This is a genomic window from Hymenobacter radiodurans, assembly GCF_004355185.1.
GTDB classification, from domain to species: Bacteria; Bacteroidota; Bacteroidia; order Cytophagales; family Hymenobacteraceae; genus Hymenobacter; species Hymenobacter radiodurans.
Genome location: NZ_CP037921.1, coordinates 67602 through 86018, shown reverse-complemented (window position 1 = coordinate 86018; position 18417 = coordinate 67602). Strand labels below are relative to the sequence as shown.

The following is an 18417-nucleotide window of genomic DNA, read 5'->3' as shown; positions in this document are numbered from 1 at the left end:
ACAAGCTACTATGCCTACCCAAGCCCGCTGGAAACTTGTCCTCGGCAGCGCCGCCGATGCGAATAATGCCGTGCCTCTGCCGCCCGATTATGGTCGCATGGACGATGTCCTCACCGCCCTGTATGATGGCGATAAGACGGAGCGCAAGGCGGGGGGCTGGGCGGCTCGGCCCCGCGGGTGAGCCGCTGGCTGGGCGACATCCGCGAGTTCTTCCCCACCGACGTGGTGGCGGTCATGCAGCAGGATGCCATGACGCGCTTGGGCCTGAACCAGCTGCTGCTTGAACCCGAAATCCTGCGCACGGTGCAGGCCGACGTGCACCTGGTGGGCACGCTGCTCTCCCTCAGCCGCGTGATGCCGCAGAAGGCCAAAGTCACCGCTCGCGAAGTGGTGACGAAAGTGGTGCGCGATTTGGAGAAGAAGCTGGCCAACCCCTTGCGCCAGGCCGTGCAGGGAGCGCTGAGTCGGGCCGTGCGCAACCCCCGCCCCCGCTACCACGAGATCGACTGGGGCGCCACGATAAAGGCCAATCTGCGGCACTATCAGGCGGCGCACAAGACCGTGATTCCCGAGCGGCTGGTGGGCTTCGGCCGACGCGGGCAGGCCCTGAAGGAAATCGTATTGTGCGTGGACCAAAGTGGCTCCATGGCCTCCTCGGTGGTCTACGCCGGCGTGTTTGGGGCGGTGCTGGCCTCGCTGAAAGCGGTGAAAACGCACATGGTCGTTTTTGATACCGCCGTGGTGAACCTCAGTGACAACCTGCGCGACCCGGTGGATTTGCTCTTCGGCGTGCAGCTGGGCGGGGGCACGGACATTAACTTGGCGCTCACTTACTGCCAGCAGCTCATCACCCGGCCCACGGATACCATCCTGGTGCTCGTGACCGACCTCTACGAAGGCGGGAACGAGCGGGAGATGATCAAACGGGCGGCGGCGCTCAAGTCTTCGGGGGTGAACCTGGTGGTGCTGCTGGCCCTCAGTGATGACGGGGCTCCGAGCTTCGATCGTCGGGTAGCCGAGCAGCTGGCCGCCCTGAGTATTCCTAGTTTTGCCTGTACCCCGGCCCGGTTTCCGGACCTGATGGCCGCCGCGATTCAGGGGCAAAAGCTGGAGGCGTAACCCTAGGAGGTGGAAAACCTGTAGGCGGCCCTGCTGCGCTCTAGCTTACCCGTCTTGCTCTGGGCTGTTGGGGGGCGGCGTGCGCGCGCGCAAGGTGTTTTCCAGCGCTTCGATGCTGGGCAGTGCGGCCTGTAAACTGGCGGGCAAAGCTTCGGTCAGCCGGTACTCAGCAATGCCAATGGGCTTGTGCACGTCGCGCAAGGCGTACTCGGCCACCACGTCGTTGCGGCTCTTGCAGAGCAGCAGCCCGATGGTGGGCCCATCCTGCGGGTGGCGCACCAAATCGTCGACGGCCGCCAGGTAGAAGTTGAGCTTACCGGCGTACTCGGGCTTGAACTCCGTGATTTTGAGCTCCACCACCACGTAGGCGCGCAGCTGCAGGTGATAAAAGAGCAGATCCAGGTAGTAGTCCTGCCCGCCCACGACCAGGGGTACCTGCTGGCCGACGTAGGCAAACCCGCGGCCCAACTCGAGCAGGAACTGGGTGATGTGCTCCAGCAGGCCCCGCTGCAGGTCGCGTTCTTTGACCTCGTCGCTGAGCCCGAGGAAGTCGAATAAATAAGGATCTTTCAGGGTCTGCTGGGCCAGCTCCGACTGGGCGGCGGGCAGGGTACGGGCGAAATTGGTGACGGCCTGCCCTTGCCGCAGGTGGTAGCCACTCTCAATTTGGTGCACCAGCACGTCGCGCGACCAGCCGTGGCGAGCGGTGGCTCCCACATACAGCTGGCGGGTGGCCGCGTCCGGCACCTTCTCGAGCAAGGTCAGGTGGTGGTACCAGGGAATTTGTGCAAGCGTGGCTTGCACGAATTCGGCGTCGGGGTAAGTGTGGGCAAAGCGGCGCATGTACTTGAGGTTGCGCGCCGACAAGCCTTTCATGGCGGGAAACTCCTGTTGCAGGGCCTTGGCCAGCTGGTCGATGACCTTGGCGCCCCAGCCCTGTTGGGCTTGCTGGTCCAGGATCAACCGGCCCAGGCGCCAGTAGAGGCCCAGCAGCTCCCCATTGGCGGCGCGGATAGCGCGCAGCTGGGCGCGGTGGATTTCGCGCTTGAGGTGGTCGAGCAGGGAGCCGAAGGCAGCGGGATCAACGGAAAGGGGCATAGTCGGGGAGGGAAAGTCGCAGCGGCCAAGAAGGTGGCGGCGAAGCTACAACCTAGGGGAATAGCTAGCGAGCAACGCTGCCCACCCCTACTGCTAATCGCGCTTCTCTGTTACGGGGAGTTTACGTTGCAGCACGTGAACTACCGCGCACCCCCAGCAAACGCAAAGAGCGATAGACAGTGGAGCGGCCAATGCCGAGCAGCTGCCCAATCTCTTCCGCCGTTTTGTCCTTTTGCAAGTAGAGGGTTTTAACCGCTTCGGCTTTCCGCTGGGCTTCTTTGCTTAGGCCCGGAGGTCGTCCCCCTGCCGGCCCCGGGCTCGCGCGGCCGCTAGTCCCGCTTGGGTGCGTTCGCGGATCAGGTCGCGCTCAAACTCGGCCAACGAAGCAAACAGATTAAACATCAAGCGACCTTGGGCGGTGGTCGTATCCAGATGGTCCTGCAGACTGACAAACTGGATCTGCTTCTCCTGAAACCCAAGCACTAATTCGACTAGGTGTTTCAGGGAACGGCCTAGTCGGTCCAGCTTCCAGACGACGACCGTATCGCCGGACTGGACTTGGTCAAGCAATTCGCGCAAAGCCGGCCGCTCTTTCAGGGCGGAGGCCTTTTCTTTCATTACTTCCTGGCAGCCGTAGGCCCGTAAGGCATCGAGCTGTAGGTGCAACTGTTGTTGCTGAGTCGATACTTGCGCATAGCCCCAAACCATCCGTTCGTCTCGCTAAGTCAATAAGTCTTAAGATACTGACGCATTGATTTCTGAGACAACAATTCTAGACTTTTATCGCTCTTCTTTGGGTAGAACTCATGCCGCATATGGGTCAGCTTCTCGTCTCACAATACGGTCGTTATTATAGCTTGCTCCGTAAAAAAGAACGTCCTAACTGGTTTGCCCAGCCTGCGCGGACCGAGCCGTCCGTGACGTGGCCACCACGCCAATTAGGGCTCGCGCGATAACTGCTGTCCCTCCAGATAAGCTAGGCCAACCACAACGATGACCAGCAGCAGCAAAAACACCACTCCCAACCCTGTGGCCGTGTGAAGGTGCGCCAGCCATAAGCCCAAGCTGATGAAGGTCCACAGCCAATTGGCTTGAATGAGCCAGCGCGTGAGCCGCACAGAGGTCAAGGGTAGCACGGCCAGCCACCCAGCCCAGCGTAGAGGAGCGTGATGCCCGCTACGATGATGACCACGAGGGTACTTAAGCCTAACAGCTTAGCCAAAGCAGAGGAAAATGCTAAGCCCACCACGGCAGTAGTGCCGCCCAGCAGAGCGTCGAGTCGAAGTAGATTTTTTAGCCTGCTGGGATTGACAATGTAGTGCATGCGTTAATGATCAGGAGTATTTACGAAGGCAACTTGCTCGGGCTTATTAATCGATTCACCGCAGAAAGCAAAACCCATTTCCCTGAAGCAGGGGCATTTCTCTTAGAATGAATTTATTACCCCCAGGTTTTGTGGCTCAGCATAACGCTCTTTATTGTACACATTTTCATAGTCTTGGCTTAACCTGCCGGTAATGCCACCCCCATAGTTTTGCAGCCGAATCGATTAGGCAAACCTATGAAAAACAACTACTTGGCTTCGCTTCTTAAATTAAGCGTTGTCGTGGCATTTATCCTGGTGCACGGCGGTAGCGTCTTCGCTCAGAGTCAGAACATTACCGGCACCGTGACCGACGACCAGGGCGGGGCGCTGCCCGGCGCCACGGTCGTCGTGAAAGGCACCACCACCGGCACCTCCACCGACGTGGGGGGCAAATTTGCGCTCAGCGTTGCGCCCGATGCCATTTTACAAGTCACCTACATCGGCTTTCTGGCCCAGGAAGTGCGCGTGGACGGCAACTCAGAGCTCAATATGCGCCTGGCGCCCGACAGCCGGCAGCTAAACGAGGTAGTCGTGACGGCGCTCAACATCAAGCGCGAGCAAAAGTCGTTGGGTTACGCTACCCAGACCGTTAGCGGGGAAGCGTTGCTGGAAGCCCGGCCCAACAACTTCGCCCAGGCCTTAGCGGGCAAGGTGGCGGGCCTCAATCTGATTTCGCCGGGCTCAGGACCGGTCAACTCCACCCGCATCTCCCTGCGGGGCGACAACTCCCTGAATCCCAACGGCAACAACGCCCTCATCGTGCTCGATGGCGTGCCTATGAACAGCGGCCTGACCAGCTCGGGGGTGAGCAGCGCCTACGGGGCCGGCTCCGGCAACGACGTGCCCGTGGACTTCGGCAACGGCATCGCCGACATCAACCCCGACGATATTGCCAGCATCACGGTGCTGAAGGGGGCCAGCGCCACCGCCCTCTACGGTAGCCGGGCCGCCAACGGCGCCCTCATTATCACCACCAAAACCGGGGCCCGCAAAACCAAAGGCCTGGGCGTGACGGTCAACTCCAACTACAGCGTGAACACCGTGCTTCAGTGGCCTGAATTCCAGTACGAGTACGGCCAGGGTACGGGCCGCTCCTTCAACGCGGCCGGCGAGCCTTATTACTCCTACGGGGCCTCCGAAGACGGCGCCAGCACGGGCGGCACCAGCAGTGCTTTCGGCCCCCGCTTCGAGGGGCAGGAGTACTTTCAGTACGACCCGGTTACCCAGGCCCAATCGGCCGAGCGGCGGCCGTGGCGGCCCTATAAGGACAACGTGACGGGCTTTTTTCGGACTGGCTCCACGCTCACCAACAGTGTGGCCCTGGAAGGCGGCACCGAAACGACCTCGGCGCGGGCGTCGGTGACCCACTCCCAGAACGAGTGGATTATGCCCAACACGGGCTTCGAGCGCCTGACCGCCGCCCTGAGTTTAAACCACGCCGTGTCCCCGAAATTAAAGCTGGGGGGCAAAGTGAACTTCACCAACCGCACCAGTGACAACCTGCCCGCCACCGGCTACAACAACCAGTCGGTATCTTACTTCATGATTTTCCAGAACCCGAACGTGCCGCTCGACGCCTACCGCACCATCTGGAAGTACGGCCAGGAGGAGCTCGACCAGGTGCACCCGTTCAGCTCCTTTATTGACAATCCGTATCTGATTGCCCAGGAGATGATTAACTCAGTGGACACGCGCACCACGGTGGGCAACCTGTCGGCTACTTATGAGTTCTCGCCCAAGTTCGATCTGCTGGTGCGCTCGGGTATTGCCATGACCCAGGAGGAGCGTGAGCAACGTCGCCCCTACAGCACGGCCAACTTCCAGCGCGGCTACTATAAGCAGCAGGACATCAGCAACTACGAAGTCAATACCGACGCTTTGTTCACCTACCACCAGGACCTAGGCCAGCACTTCAACGTGCGCGCCTCCATAGGGGCTAACCGCATGGACCGCCGCTTCCGAGGCATCGATGGGGTGGTGCGCGACCTCGTGATTCCGGGCGTGTACAAGCTTACCAACGGCGTGAGCAGCCCCCTGCTGACGGCCACCACCACCAATCGGCGCATCAACAGCGTGTACGCCCTCACCTCCTGGTCTTTCGACGATAAGATCTTCCTGGATTTGACCGGCCGCAACGACTGGTCGAGCACGCTGCCCAGCCAGAACAACTCGTTTTTCTACCCCGCGGTCAGCACCAGCTTTATTTTGAACGAACTGGTGCCCATGCCTAACTCGATTTCGCTGGCCAAGCTGCGCCTCTCGGCCGCCCAGGTCGGTAACGACACCGAGCCCTACCGCACCCGCAAGTACTACGGGCGCAGCGACTTTGCCGGGGCCGGCTCCTTGCCCACCACCCTCTACAACACCAACTTCAAGCCCGAAATCACGACCAGCTTCGAGGCGGGCGTGGAGTATCTGATGTTTCAGGGCCGCATTGGGGCCGACCTGACGGTGTACCAGAACACCACCCGCAATCAGATTCTGGAGGTGCCCCTCGACCCCACCACCGGCTACGGCCGGGCCGTGCTTAACGCCGGCGAGGTGCGCAACCGGGGCGTGGAAGTGGTGCTCAACACCCGGCCCATCGACAACAACGCCTTTAAGTGGCGCAACACCGTTACCTGGGCCCGCAACCGCAACCGCGTGCTGAGTTTGGCCGACGGCCTGGAAGATCAGCAGGTAATCGGGACGGGCGGCACGGCCACGCTGCTGGCTACCGTGGGAGGCACCACCGGCGACATCTGGGGCTTCGGCTTCGACCGCAGCCCCGATGGGCAGATCATTTACAACAAGGACGGGTTGCCCGTGCAGCCGGCCGACATCAAATACATCGGCCGGGCCTTTGCCGACTGGAAGGGGGGCTTTTTAAACGAGTTCAGCTACAAGAATTTCCGGCTGAGTGTGCTGGTCGATGGACAGTACGGGGGCATTATCTACTCCCAAACCCACCACAAAATGATGGAGCAGGGCAAGCTCAAATCCACGTTGCCGGGCCGCGCGGAGAACGGAATCGTGGGCGATGGCGTGGTGCTGAACGCCGACGGCACCTACTCACCCAACACCGTGAGCGTGATTCCGGCCGCCTACTACGCCGAGTACTACCGCCGCGCCAACATCGAGTCCAACTCCTTCGATGCGTCTTTTCTGAAGCTGCGCGAAACGCGCCTCGAGTACACCCTGCCCCCCGCCCTGCTGGCCCGCACCAAGGCGTTGACCGGCGCTACCATCGGCCTCTACGGCCGCGACCTGGCCATGTGGACCAAGTTCCCCCTGTTCGACCCCGAGACGGCGGCCCTCAACGGCGGCACCATTCTGCCCGGTGTGGAAATCGGGCAGCTGCCCAGCACCCGCACCATGGGCGTGAACCTCACCCTCCAGTTCTAGCGCGGCCTCCCTCCTTCTTTCGCTTTCTGACCTCCCGTCTTCCATGAAAAAATATCTAACCCTGCTGTTGCTGACGTTGGGTGGCAGCCTCGTGTCGTGTACCAAGGACTTTGACGAGCTCAACCTCGACCCCAACCGCATCGAGCGCATTAGCCCGGGCACCCTACTCAACCCGATTCTCTACGAGTTGGCCGCGTTTAATACCAGTCGGGCCGATGGGTTTACCTTCGATATCATGCAGGTGGCCTTGCCGTTTCCCAGCGTGTCGGGGGGCGTGCACCGCTACGTGGTCAGCGAAAGCGCCGGCAACTCCACCTGGACGACTTATTACCGCTTGCTGGCCAACATCCGGGAGATGCGCCTCGCTGCCCAAGCCGCCCAGGACCCCAACTACGAGGCCATTGCTATGACCCTGAATGCCTGGGCCTACGCCAATCTGACCGACTGCTTCGGCGACGTGCCCATGACCGACGCCGGGCGGGCCGAAGAAGGCGTGCTCTACCCCAAGTTTGACACCCAGCCCGAGATTTATTCCCAGCTGCTCACCGACCTGGAAACGGCCAACGGGATGTTCGACAAAGCCCGCACCATGCCCTACGGCAGCGACATTCTCTTCAACAACAACGTGGACGCCTGGCGGCGCTTCTGCAACTCCCTGCGGATGCGCCTGCTGCTGCGCATCTCCAAGCGTACTGAGACTAACGCTACGGCCCAACTGGCGGCCATGATTAATGACCCCGCTACCTATCCGGTGTTCACCCAAAACAGCGAAGCGGCTATTCTGCGGATCACCGGCGTCGCGCCCAGCGTGTCGCCCTGGGGCCGGGCCGTCGATTTTACCACGTTCCGGGCTGCGGGGGGCTTTTTTATCGATAACCTGAACATGCTCAACGACCCGCGCCTGGCCCGGCTCAATACCCAGGCCCGGTCCAGCGACGGCCGCACCACGATTGGCTACCGCGGCATTCCGAGCGCCTACGCCGGCAGCGACGCCCAGTTTCCCTACCAGCCATCCAACTTCAACGTGGCTCTGGTAACGGCGACCGTGGCGGCGCCCATGCCCCTGGTGATCATGACCTACGCGGAGGTGGAGTTTATCAAAGCGGAGGCCGCGCAGCGCGGCTACACCACCGCCGACGCTCGCCTGCACTACGAGCGGGGCGTGAAGGCGGCCGTGGAGCAGTGGGGGGCCGTGTTGCCCGCCGATTACTTCCAGAACGCGGCCGCCGCTTACAACGGCACGCTCGAGCGCATCCTGCTGCAAAAGTACTACGCCCTGTTTTTCAACGACTACCAGCAGTGGTTTGAGTACCGCCGCACGGGCTTGCCCCGCCTACCCCGCGGCCAGGACCTGCAGAACGGGGGCGTGATGCCCGTGCGCTTTAAGTACCCGCTTATCGTGCAAACCAACAACGGCGACAACTACCGCGCCGCCGTGCAGGCCCAGGGCCCCGACGACGTGAACACCAAAGTGTGGTGGGAAAAGTAGCTTGCCGGCTTCCGGAAAACCAGGGGCGGGAGCTAGCACGCCTGCCCCAAAAAGCCCCCAGCGGATAGCTTGAAACCCTAGCATCACCCTTACCGAGAATCCTCAACTTTTCGCTTTATGGCACAACAACGCCGGACGTTTCTCAAAGCCGTGGGCCTGGCTGGGCTGGGTGCCACCCTGGACATAAGCACGGGCTTGGCCCGCTCGAAAGCGCCCGCCCGCACGAGCAAAGGGGTAAGCGTCACCACGCTTAGCGGCAAGGTGCACGCCGGCGGCCAAGGCTTGGCGGGCGTCGCCGTCACGGATGGCACCACCGTCACGCTCACCGACGCCAAAGGGCAGTATGAGCTGGACAGCAGCGCCGCCACCGAGTTTGTGTACATCTCCGTGCCGCGCGGCTACGAGTTTCCGCAGGAGCAGGGCGTGGCCCGCTTCTACCGCCGCAAAGAGCCCGTCCGCGGCCGCTTTAAGGCTGACTTCGAGCTGCGCAAGCTCAGCCAGGATGACACCCAGCACAACTTTATGGTGTGGGCCGATCCGCAGATGATATCCAAGGCCGATGCTGCTGAGTTCAAAGCCACGGCCGTGCCCGACGCCCAGAAGCTCATTTCCAGCTACCCCGCCGGCGCCCTCTTCCACGGCATCGGCTGCGGCGACCTGGTCTGGGACCACTTCGAGCTGTTCGAGGACTACCAGCAGGGCGTAGCTGCTACGGGCATCCCGTTTTTTCAGGTTATCGGCAACCACGACATGGACCTCACGGCCCGCACCGACGAAGGCTCGGCCACTACTTTTCGCCAACTGTTCGGGCCCACGTATTACTCCTTCAACCGGGGCGAGATTCACTACGTGGTGCTGGATGACGTGTTTTTCATCGGCGCCGTCAAGAAGTACATCGGCTACCTCACCGAGCAGCAGCTGGCCTGGCTGGAGCAGGACTTAAGCTACGTCAAGCCCGGCACAACCGTGGTGGTGAGTGTACACATTCCGCCCTATACCCGCCAGCACCTGCGCAACAAGGAAAAGGAGGAGTCTATGGGCGGCACGGTGGCCAACCGCCGCGAGCTGTACCGCTTGCTCAAGCCCTTCAAGGCCCACATTATGTCGGGCCACACCCACTTCAACGAAACCCTCGTGACCGAGGAAAACGTGGTGGAGCACGTGCACGGCACCATCTGCGGGGCCTGGTGGACGGGCCCCATCTGCACCGACGGCACGCCCGCCGGCTACGGCGTGTACGAGGCGCGGGGCAGTGAGCTCCGGTGGTACTACAAATCCATCGGGCAGGAGCGCACCCACCAGTTTCGCCTGTACCCGAAAGGCAGCCTGCCCGAGCGCCCCGACGCCCTGGTCGTGAACGTCTGGAACTGGGACCCCGCCTGGAAAGTGACCTGGCTGGAAGACGGCGTACGCCGGGGCGAGATGGAGCAGTACACCGGCCTCGATCCGCTGTCGGTGCAGCTGCACGCCGGCCCGGCGCTGCCCGCCAAGCACAAGTGGGTGGACCCCACCCTCACCGAGCATCTGTTTGTCGCCAACATCGCGGCGTCGGCACGGGAGATTCGGGTGGAAGTCACTGACCGGTTTGGGCAGGTATATTCGGAAACGCTGTCGGCGTAAGATTGCTTGGCCCTCCGCTCGCTGGGGCCTACCCGCGGGCGGGGGCTTTTTTGGCTATGTCCACCCAGGGTAAACGCCGCCGACGGCATGGGGGCTTTTTTATTTGCGTATGTTGACCTTGATGCGACGACCTATCCTGGCCTTGCTGGCTACTACGTTTACTATGCTCAGCGCGGCGGCGCAGCGGCCCCCGCTGGACTGGCAGGGCCACCGGGGCTGCCGGGGCCTGATGCCCGAGAATACGATTCCAGCCATGCGCAAGGCCCTGGATCTGGGCGTGACGACCCTGGAAATGGATATCGCCATCAGCCAGGACCGGCAGGTGCTGCTCTCCCACGACCCTTACTTGAACGCCGATTTCGTGCGCACGCCGGACGGGCAGCCCATCAGCAAAGCCCAAGAAAAAAGCCTGCGCCTGTACGCCATGCCCTACGCCGACATCCGGCGCTATGACGTAGGCAGTCAGGGTAACCCCAAGTTTGCGCGCCAGCAGAAGCTGCGCACCTACAAGCCCCTGCTGGCCGAAGTCATCGACTCGGCCGAAGCGTACGCCAAGCAGCAAGGGCGGCCCGCGCCGCGCTACAACATTGAAACGAAAATGACCCCGGCGGGCGACGGCACCCTGCACCCCGCGCCCGCCGAGTTCGTGCAGCTGCTGCTGGCCGTGGTGCAGGCCAAAGGCATTGCGGAGCGGACGACGATTCAGTCCTTCGACCCACGGGCCCTGGAGCAGGTGCACCAACGCTCCCCTCCTATCCAGACCGCCCTGCTCGTGGATAATCTGCTGGGAGTGGACAAGAATCTGCAACGGCTCAGCTTCCGCCCGACCATCTATAGCCCCGCCTACCGGTTGGTGTCCGCTGAGTTGGTGGCGGCCTGCCACGCCCAGCAGATCCAGGTGATTCCCTGGACGGTGAACGCGGCCGCGGCAATCGAGCAACTCATCCAGCAGCAGGTAGATGGCATTATTACGGATTATCCGGATTTGCGCCCGGCGCGGTGAACACCCTGCCTACTATGGATTAGGAGCGTCTTTCAACAGAAAAATGTGATGGCCGGGTTCAATGGCTGGAAGCCAGAGTAGCCCCCTTACTTCTCCTTAATCGTGTCGGAGGTGATGAATGAGCTTCTGCATGCCCTTGATTAAGCAGAAAGCCCAGCCTGCGCTACGATACAATAAAATCTCTGTGTAGGGTCCGCTACCACCTCCCTACCGATCCTAGCTCGCTCCGCCAATTGCGAAGGGTTAGCTGGTAAGAAGTAAGGATTAGGCACGTTCCCTAAACTTCCGAGTAAGGTTACCTAGTTCTTTGTCGCTGCCCACCTGGGACAATTCTATCGGCCGGCGACTGCCCGCAGCGGGTAGGGTATTGGGCGGCGTAGGGATTGGTATGTAGCAGCCGGCGGCCAGGCCCTCACTTGGTGCGCAACACGACCACGTCCATGGCCGGTACGGTGAGACGCGTCACCCGTTGGCGCGTGAACGCATCCTGATAGGTATGCTCGGTGAGCACGGCGTGGGTGAAGGCCGCCGGCCGGGGACCACGGTTAAACACGACCAGCACGTCTTCCTTCCCGAGCGTGCGGCGGAAGGCGTACAGCTGCCGGGCATCGTCGGTGGCCACGGTGGTAAACGCGCCGCGTTGAATGGCCGGCGAGCTGCGGCGCAGGGCAATGAAGCGCTGATACCAGGCAAACAGGTCAGCCTCAAACCCCACGGGGTCCGGGGCGTGGGTACTCTGATCCGGATTAAACGTTTCGGCTTCGTAGCGCTGGTCAGCCCAGACCATGGGCTTGCGGCAATCCGGGTCGTTGCCGCCCCACATGCCCGCTTCGTCCCCGTAGAAAAGCATGGGGGAGCCCACGTACAGCTGCTGGAAGGCGGCAATGAGCCGTTGCTTTTTTCGCTGGGCCGGGGTGGGCTTGCGGGCATTGTAGCTTTTGTTGTTACTCTTCTGGCTCCACGAAAAATAGGCGCCCCAGTCCCCGAACTTCTTGCCGTCGGGGTTGGCCACGGCGCTGCCGATGCGCGTCGCGTCGTGGCTGTCCACCAGGTTTTGCATATTCAGGGGCACGCCGGGGCCGAAGGCCTCGCGCAGCGCCCGCAGGCGCGCGTCCAGCTGGGTGACCGAGGAGGCGGTGGCCTCCTGCACGAAAAAGTCGTGCACGGCGAAGGCGAAGTTGTAGTTCATGGTGGCATCAAACTCATCCCCGCGCAGGTAGGGCCGGGTTTGCTCGACCGGAAACACCAGCTCAGCCGTCAGGTAGGCCTGCGGGTTCAGGCGCTTTACCCACTGCCGCCAGCTTTTCCAGAAGGGATGGCCCACATCGTAGGCCACGTCCAGGCGCCAGCCGTCAATGCCATGGGCCGCGCCTTTATTCATGGGGTTCATCCAGCGCTGGGTGGCGTGGAAAATGTACTGCTTGGGCCCGGCGACAATGCCCGTGCTGTCTTCTTTTAGCTCGGGCAGGGTCTTGACCCCAAACCAGCCCTTGTAGGCAAAGGGGGTGCCCGTGGCCGCATTGCGCCAGCTGGTGACCATAAACCAGTCGGCGTAGGGAGAGGCCTGCTGGTTCTTTTCGACGTCCCGAAAGGCAAAGCTCTGGGCGCCCAGGTGGTTGAAGACGCCGTCGAAAATGAGGTGCATGTTCCGCCGGTGCACTTCGTCAATAAGTTTAAGCACCAGCAAGTCGGCTTTGGTCCAGACCCAGGTCTGGGGGTCCAGCGGGTTTTCCGTGGCCATCAGCTTTTTGTCCCCCGCCGGGTCGGGCCCGAAGGTGGGGTCCGCGTGGTGGTAGCACAAGGCGTCGTACTTGTGGGAGGAGGGCGACCAAAACACGGGCGTCAAGTACAGGGCGTTCACGCCGAGCTGCTGCAGGTAGTCGAGCTTGTCGAGGATGCCCTGCACGTCGCCCCCGTAGCGGCGGCGCTGCAGGTTGTAGTAGATGTCCTTGCCGTTTTGCTGCTCGTAGGGCTGCAGGCGGTACCAGTCGCTCGTCCAGGGGTGAATCTGAAAGGCCGACGAATCATCGAAGGGGTAAGCCCCGTTCTGGTCGGCGGCCTGCGGATCGTTGCTCGGGTCGCCGTTGTGGAAGCGCTCGGGGAAAATCTGGTACCAGACCACGCCCTTGCTCCAGGTGGGGGTGAAATCGGCTTGGGCTTGGGCCTGCGCCGGCCGGGGCCGGCTGCTCAGCGCCAGGCCGAGCAGCAGCCCGAGACAAGGTGCGGTCAGCCGGCGGAATAACGTTGGAACTGTCATATTTTCTAGGCGGGGGGTAGGCCCGCAAAAGGAAAGGGCGCCCGGGGGGCCGTACCCTAAACATACGCGAAAGCGCCCAACCTACCGCGGAGCCTAGACCTGATGCGGTCATCGACCCGGCGTAGGAGCTGGGTGCTGATAGTAATAGCTCAGCAGCCCATCCGGGGTGACGGCATCGTAGCGGTGAAAACCCAGGCGCTGGTACAAGGCGCGGGCTACCCAATTATTGTAGCGCACGTGCAGGGCAACCACCTTTTTTTCGCGCTCCCACGCCGTTTGCAACACGCGCTGCAGTAGTAGCTTGCCCCAGCCCCGGCCGCGGTAAGCCGGGTGCACATGAACATCGGCTAACAGGGCCTGCTGCGGCGTGTTGGGGTAGTGAGTCAGGCCCAGGGTAGCGTAGGAAATAATGTGGTCATCGAGCAGACCTACAAAGCGCACGGCTTGTGCCCCATCGATGTGCGTATCCGTGGTATAGAGCTGCATGGAGGAAGGATAAGAATTTCTACCGCTTAAAAAGATCTCCCCAACCAGTTTACACGGCCTGTTCGGGTCGGGACGGATGCGGGGAAGAAACACATATCCACCCTTTCTCATCCGTCGACCACAGCAGGATGGTCACAGGGGGACTAGGCCATAAAGCAACTAGTAAGCGAGTGTTAAATATAAGGCGGCATGTCAAAAAAAAGCAACAATTGCTACAATATAGCCTATATTTCAAGGGCGTTGACACCAATGAAACCATAATAATCTAGGATTGCCCTTCACTTTTAATCGCTACTCGACTTTAATTATATTTTCGTCTTAAGTTCAGGGGCCATCCTTCCTCCTACCCCACCCGGGGGCTTCATCCTCTTACCCAATCCTGGTTGCGGTGGTGCCGCTGCTTCCCCCCTGTCGATATGAGGGGTAACGGCAGGGTAGGCTTTCCTAAGGGGTAAGAAGCTGCTCACCTATAGGACTGCCGTCAACAAAAAGCACATACAAGTCAACATGCTAGCCACCAGCAACCTTTCCGCTCCCCCCGCCTTGCCCCGCGCTCCGTCGGCTCCCCGCCTCCCGGAGCCGGGGGTCAGTGCGCTGACGGTCCGGGTCGTGCGCGGCCAAAGCCGCCTGGTGGTCAGCCTCAGCCAGCAACCACTCAAGCTGCTCAACCCCGCCTCTCCTACCCCGACCTGCCACGTGGTGCTCTCCAGCTACGGGGGCGGCTTGGTCGCCGGGGACAGCCTGCGCCTCCACCTCACCGGGGAGGTGCACACGCGGCTCTTTCTCAGCACCCAGGCCAGCACCCGCGTCTTTCGGTCCCCCGACGGGGCCGTGGCCGAGCAACATACCACCGGGGTGTTGGGGGCGGGAGCGCTGGCCGTGGTGTTTCCCGATCCGGTGGTGTTGCAGGCCCAGAGCCGCTACCGCCAAACCCAGGACTGGCACCTGCAGCCGGACTCCCTGCTGCTGCTGCTGGATTGGTTTCACGCCGGCCGCCTGGAGCAGGGGGAGCGGTTTGCCTTCACGTCCCTGCAGACGGAGCTGCGGGTCCACGTCAACCAGCAGTTGGTGGTGCTGGATCGGTTTTCCTTTCGCCCCGCGGAGCACATCGCCCCGTCGCCGGCCCACTTCGCCGACTATCACACCTTCTTGTCGGTCTTTCTGGTCGGCAGCCCGGCCGATAGCCGCTTTGCCCACCTAGGCCGCGTGCTGGAAAATCAAAAAATGGCGGGTAGCCAGCAGCCGCATTTCCGGGTCGACGCGGTGGAGTGCTTGGTATCGGTCGTGCGGGCTCGGGATAACGTGTATGTGCTGCGCGCCGCTGCCCGCAGCCGGGCGGCGCTGCAGCCCCTGTGCGACGCACTGCTAGCGGCCTTGGCAGCGGAGGAACTGCTGGGCTATAATCCGCTCAAGCGAAAGTATTAATCCTCCTAAATTAGCGCCGGTCTTCCCGCACGGCAGCCAATGCGCGGGCTTTTGCGGCGAGGATGTGGGCGATGATCTCGTCCAGGCCGTGGCCGTCGGTGGCCCGGGCAAACAGGAAGGGGCCCTCCCCGCGCATCTGTTGCGAATCGCGGGCCATGACCCCCAGGTCGGCCTTGATCAGGTCTTTCAAATCGATTTTGTTGATGACCAGCAAATCAGACTGGGTGATGCCGGGGCCGCCCTTGCGCGGGATTTTGTCGCCCCCCGACACGTCGATCACGTAGATGGAATAGTCCACCAGCTCGCGGCTGAAGTGGGCGGCCAGGTTGTCGCCCCCGCTTTCCACGAACAGGTAGTCGAGGGCGTAGTCGAAGCGCGCCATCAGGCCTTCCAGGGCATCCATGTTCAGGGAAATATCCTCGCGGATGGCCGCGTGCGGGCAGCCGCCGGTCTCCACCCCCACAATGCGGTCGGCGCTCAGGGCGCTGTGGCGGATGAGAAACTCGGCGTCTTCGCGGGTAAAGATGTCGTTGGTGACGACGCCCAGCGCAAACTCGTGGCGCAGCCGCTCACACAGGGCTTTGAGCAGGGCGGTTTTGCCCGTGCCCACCGGCCCGCCGATGCCCACGGTGAAGGCGCGGCGGCGGAAGTTGCGGTAGGACGGCAGGCGCCGCGTTTCGCGGGCCGTGAAGTCGCCGGGCGACTCGTACGCTTCGTGGCGGTGACCGTGGAGCAGCAGGGCAAGTTTTTCGGCAAAGGCCATGGCAAACCGATAGCGTTAGTTTTGGAATAGCTTCGAGTAGAGGTCGGCGTGCAGGCCCTGGGCGGCCTCCAGCAAGAAGGCCGTGCGCGTGGCCTGCTGGTAGTCCAGGCCGGTGGAGGTGGCCAGCAGCTGGTCGAAGACGGCGTAGAAGTCGTGCTGCAGGCGGTGCCCTTCCAGCGGGCCCAAAAACCCCAGGCGGATGGCGGCGCTGAGCTGGTCGCGCAGCTGCAGGTGCAAGAACATGGTCTGCACCTCGAGTAGGACAAACCCGACGCGCTGCAAACTCAGGGCAAATACCAGCGTGAAGTGGGTCGGCAGGTGGCGGTGGGCAAACCACAGGGCTATTTCGGGGAGTGGCGCCTCGGGGTAGAAAGACGTGAGCAGGCGCAGCCAGGTGCGGCCCTGCCCGGCGCTGGCTTTTGCCAGGCTGGGCACCAGCAGCTGGGCGTGGTAGTCGGCGGCCACCAGGTCAAACTCCTTCCCCAGGTCCGCCCTCCGGAAGCTGGCGGTGAGGTAGGGCAACTCGGCACTTGCCGCCTGCTGCAGGTACGCGTACAGGTACTGGCGCAAGTCGGCGGCCGAGCTAATGAGTCCCCCGCGATGCTGCTTTCCAGCCCGGACGAGTACGCGAACGAGCCGGTCGGAATAGCCGAATCCACCAGGTGCAGGAGGCGGGCGAAGTGCATATTAAAATAAGTTATAGAGCTGGGCCAGGGGCAGGGTCTCGGCCGGGGGCAGGTCAGGTGCTCCCCGTCCACCGTGACCCGGTAGGTTTCCGGATCCACCGCAATGTTGGGCAGGTAGTCATTCAGCGCCATGTCGTGCTTGGAAACCGCCCGGCAGCCCCGGACCGCCACCACCCGCTTGTGCAGGCCGTAGGTTTGCTGCACCCGGGCCAGGGACGCCTGCGAGACGAACGCCACCGCGGCCGGCCCGACGGCGCCGCCTAGGGCCCCGAACATGGGGCGCGAGAACGACGGCTGGGGCGTGGGAATGGAGGCGTTGGCGTCGCCCATCTGGGCCTGCACAAGTATGCCCCCCTTGAGAATCATCTCCGGCCGCACCCCGAAAAAGGCGGGCTTCCACAAGACCAGATCGGCCAGCTTGCCCACCTCCACCGAGCCGACTTCGTGGGCAATGCCGTGGGCGCGGGCCGGGTTGATGGTGTACTTGGCCACGTAGCGGCGCACGCGGAAATTATCGGCCGCGCGGCCCGCATCCTCGGGCAGCGGCCCGCGCTGGGCTTTCATCTTGTGGGCCGTTTGCCAGGTGCGGGTAATGACTTCCCCTACCCGGCCCATGGCCTGGGAGTCGCTGGAAATAATGCTGAGCGCGCCCATGTCGTGGAGGATGTCCTCGGCCGCGATGGTCTCGCCCCGAATGCGGCTTTCGGCGAAGGCCACGTCCTCGGGGATGTTTTTATCCAGGTGGTGGCAGACCAGGAGCATGTCCAGGTGCTCGTCCAGGGTGTTGACCGTGAAGGGGCGGGTGGGGTTGGTGGAGGAGGGAATGACGTTGGGCAAGCCGCAGATTTTGATGATGTCGGGGGCGTGGCCGCCGCCGGCGCCTTCGGTGTGGTAGGCGTGGATGGTGCGCCCCTTAAAAGCGGCCGTGGAGGTTTCCACAAAGCCGCTTTCATTCAGCGTATCGGTGTGAATGCACACCTGCACGTCGTACTCCTCGGCGATGCTGAGGCACATATCAATGGCGGCGGGGGTGGTGCCCCAGTCCTCGTGCAGCTTGAAGCCCAGCGCCCCCGCCTCCACCTGCTCGCGCAGGCCCTCGGGCTTGGAGGAGTTGCCCTTGGCCAGGAAGCCGAAGTTCAGCGGATAGGCCTCGGTGGCTTTGAGCATCATCGCCAGATAAAAGCCCCCCGGCGTGCAGGTAGTGGCCGTGGTGCCGGCGGCCGGACCGGTGCCGCCCCCCAGCATGGTAGTCACGCCGGAGGCCAGGGCCTCGGGAATCTGCTGGGGGCAGATGAAATGGATATGGCAGTCGATACCGCCGGCAGTCAGAATCTGACCTTCCCCGGCCACGACTTCGGTGGTCACGCCCACGATCATGCCCGCGGTCACGCCGGGCATGATATGCGGGTTGCCGGCTTTGCCAATAGCGGCAATGCGCCCGTGCTTGATGCCGACGTCAGCTTTGTAGATGCCGGTGTAATCGATAATTAAGGCGTTGGTAATGAGCAAGTCCAGCGCGTCGGCTTCGGCTATGCCAGCCGCCTGGCCCATGCCGTCGCGCAAGACTTTGCCGCCGCCAAACTTGCACTCCTCCCCGTACACGGCGAAGTCGTGCTCGACTTGAATGAGCAGGTCGGTGTCGCCCAGGCGCACCCGGTCGCCCGTGGTGGGGCCGTACATCTCAGCGTAGGCGCGGCGGTCGAGGGGAAAAGACATATCAG

The 18417-nt window shown here is 62.4% G+C and carries 13 protein-coding genes and 3 pseudogenes; 6 read left to right on the top strand and 10 right to left on the bottom strand.

Annotation, left to right across the window (positions count from 1 at the left end; all coding sequences use genetic code 11):
• The first annotated feature begins 10 nt into the window (after window positions 1-10).
• Window positions 11-1119, top strand: a pseudogene (locus EPD59_RS00380) (VWA domain-containing protein).
• A 45-nt stretch (window positions 1120-1164) separates the two neighbouring features.
• Here the strand turns inward: EPD59_RS00380 and EPD59_RS00375 are convergent.
• From EPD59_RS00375 to EPD59_RS00360, 5 genes and pseudogenes are all read right to left on the bottom strand, one after another.
• A complete protein-coding gene (locus tag EPD59_RS00375; RefSeq protein ID WP_133271054.1) occupies window positions 1165-2217 on the bottom strand; it encodes a PDDEXK nuclease domain-containing protein in 1053 nt (350 codons plus the stop codon).
• A gap of 121 nt (window positions 2218-2338) precedes the next feature.
• Window positions 2339-2458 (bottom strand): annotated as a pseudogene (locus EPD59_RS23385) (hypothetical protein); the annotation flags it as partial.
• A 41-nt stretch (window positions 2459-2499) separates the two neighbouring features.
• Window positions 2500-2925: a recombinase family protein gene (locus EPD59_RS00370; protein ID WP_317128354.1), complete on the bottom strand. Its 426-nt coding sequence runs from the start codon at window positions 2923-2925 to the stop codon at window positions 2500-2502.
• 230 nt (window positions 2926-3155) lie between these two features.
• The gene (locus EPD59_RS00365; RefSeq protein ID WP_133271053.1) at window positions 3156-3335 is read right to left on the bottom strand and encodes a hypothetical protein; all 180 of its coding nucleotides are present in this window, start codon (window positions 3333-3335) and stop codon (window positions 3156-3158) included.
• Between the two features lie 5 nt (window positions 3336-3340).
• Complete coding sequence (locus tag EPD59_RS00360; RefSeq protein WP_133271052.1) at window positions 3341-3541, bottom strand: hypothetical protein; 201 nt, start codon at window positions 3539-3541, stop codon at window positions 3341-3343.
• A 237-nt stretch (window positions 3542-3778) separates the two neighbouring features.
• On the opposite strand from EPD59_RS00360, the gene EPD59_RS00355 reads away from it, so the two are divergent.
• The 4 genes from EPD59_RS00355 (at window position 3779) to EPD59_RS00340 (ending at window position 11079) form a co-directional block, all read left to right on the top strand.
• Window positions 3779-6967 (top strand): SusC/RagA family TonB-linked outer membrane protein, encoded by a 3189-nt coding sequence (locus EPD59_RS00355; protein ID WP_133271051.1) that lies wholly within the window; start codon window positions 3779-3781, stop codon window positions 6965-6967.
• Window positions 6968-7010: 43 nt separating this feature from the next.
• Window positions 7011-8456, top strand: a complete 1446-nt coding sequence (locus tag EPD59_RS00350) for a SusD/RagB family nutrient-binding outer membrane lipoprotein (RefSeq protein ID WP_133271050.1) — start codon at window positions 7011-7013, stop codon at window positions 8454-8456.
• Window positions 8457-8573: 117 nt separating this feature from the next.
• On the top strand, window positions 8574-10076 hold the full coding sequence (locus tag EPD59_RS00345; protein WP_133271049.1) for a calcineurin-like phosphoesterase C-terminal domain-containing protein: 1503 nt from the start codon (window positions 8574-8576) through the stop codon (window positions 10074-10076).
• A 121-nt stretch (window positions 10077-10197) separates the two neighbouring features.
• Window positions 10198-11079 carry a glycerophosphodiester phosphodiesterase family protein gene (locus EPD59_RS00340; RefSeq protein ID WP_133271048.1) on the top strand — a complete coding sequence of 294 codons (882 nt, stop codon included), beginning with the start codon at window positions 10198-10200 and terminating at the stop codon, window positions 11077-11079.
• Window positions 11080-11491: 412 nt separating this feature from the next.
• On the opposite strand, the gene EPD59_RS00335 is transcribed toward EPD59_RS00340, so the two are convergent.
• A complete protein-coding gene (locus EPD59_RS00335; protein WP_133271047.1) occupies window positions 11492-13336 on the bottom strand; it encodes a glycoside hydrolase family 13 protein in 1845 nt (614 codons plus the stop codon).
• 108 nt (window positions 13337-13444) lie between these two features.
• Entirely contained in the window at window positions 13445-13822 is a 378-nt protein-coding gene (locus tag EPD59_RS00330) for a GNAT family N-acetyltransferase (protein WP_165963419.1), read from the bottom strand.
• A gap of 723 nt (window positions 13823-14545) precedes the next feature.
• Here EPD59_RS00330 and EPD59_RS00325 point away from each other — a divergent pair.
• Window positions 14546-15247 (top strand): urease accessory protein UreD, encoded by a 702-nt coding sequence (locus EPD59_RS00325; RefSeq protein WP_165963418.1) that lies wholly within the window; start codon window positions 14546-14548, stop codon window positions 15245-15247.
• Window positions 15248-15257: 10 nt separating this feature from the next.
• On the opposite strand, the gene ureG is transcribed toward EPD59_RS00325, so the two are convergent.
• The 3 genes and pseudogenes from ureG to ureC form a co-directional block, all read right to left on the bottom strand.
• On the bottom strand, window positions 15258-16010 hold the full coding sequence (gene ureG / locus EPD59_RS00320) for an urease accessory protein UreG (RefSeq protein WP_133271044.1): 753 nt from the start codon (window positions 16008-16010) through the stop codon (window positions 15258-15260).
• A gap of 15 nt (window positions 16011-16025) precedes the next feature.
• The gene (locus EPD59_RS00315) at window positions 16026-16580 is read right to left on the bottom strand and encodes an urease accessory protein UreF (protein WP_165963417.1); all 555 of its coding nucleotides are present in this window, start codon (window positions 16578-16580) and stop codon (window positions 16026-16028) included.
• Between the two features lie 117 nt (window positions 16581-16697).
• A pseudogene (ureC, locus tag EPD59_RS00310) lies at window positions 16698-18412 on the bottom strand (urease subunit alpha).
• Window positions 18413-18417: the final 5 nt, after the last annotated feature.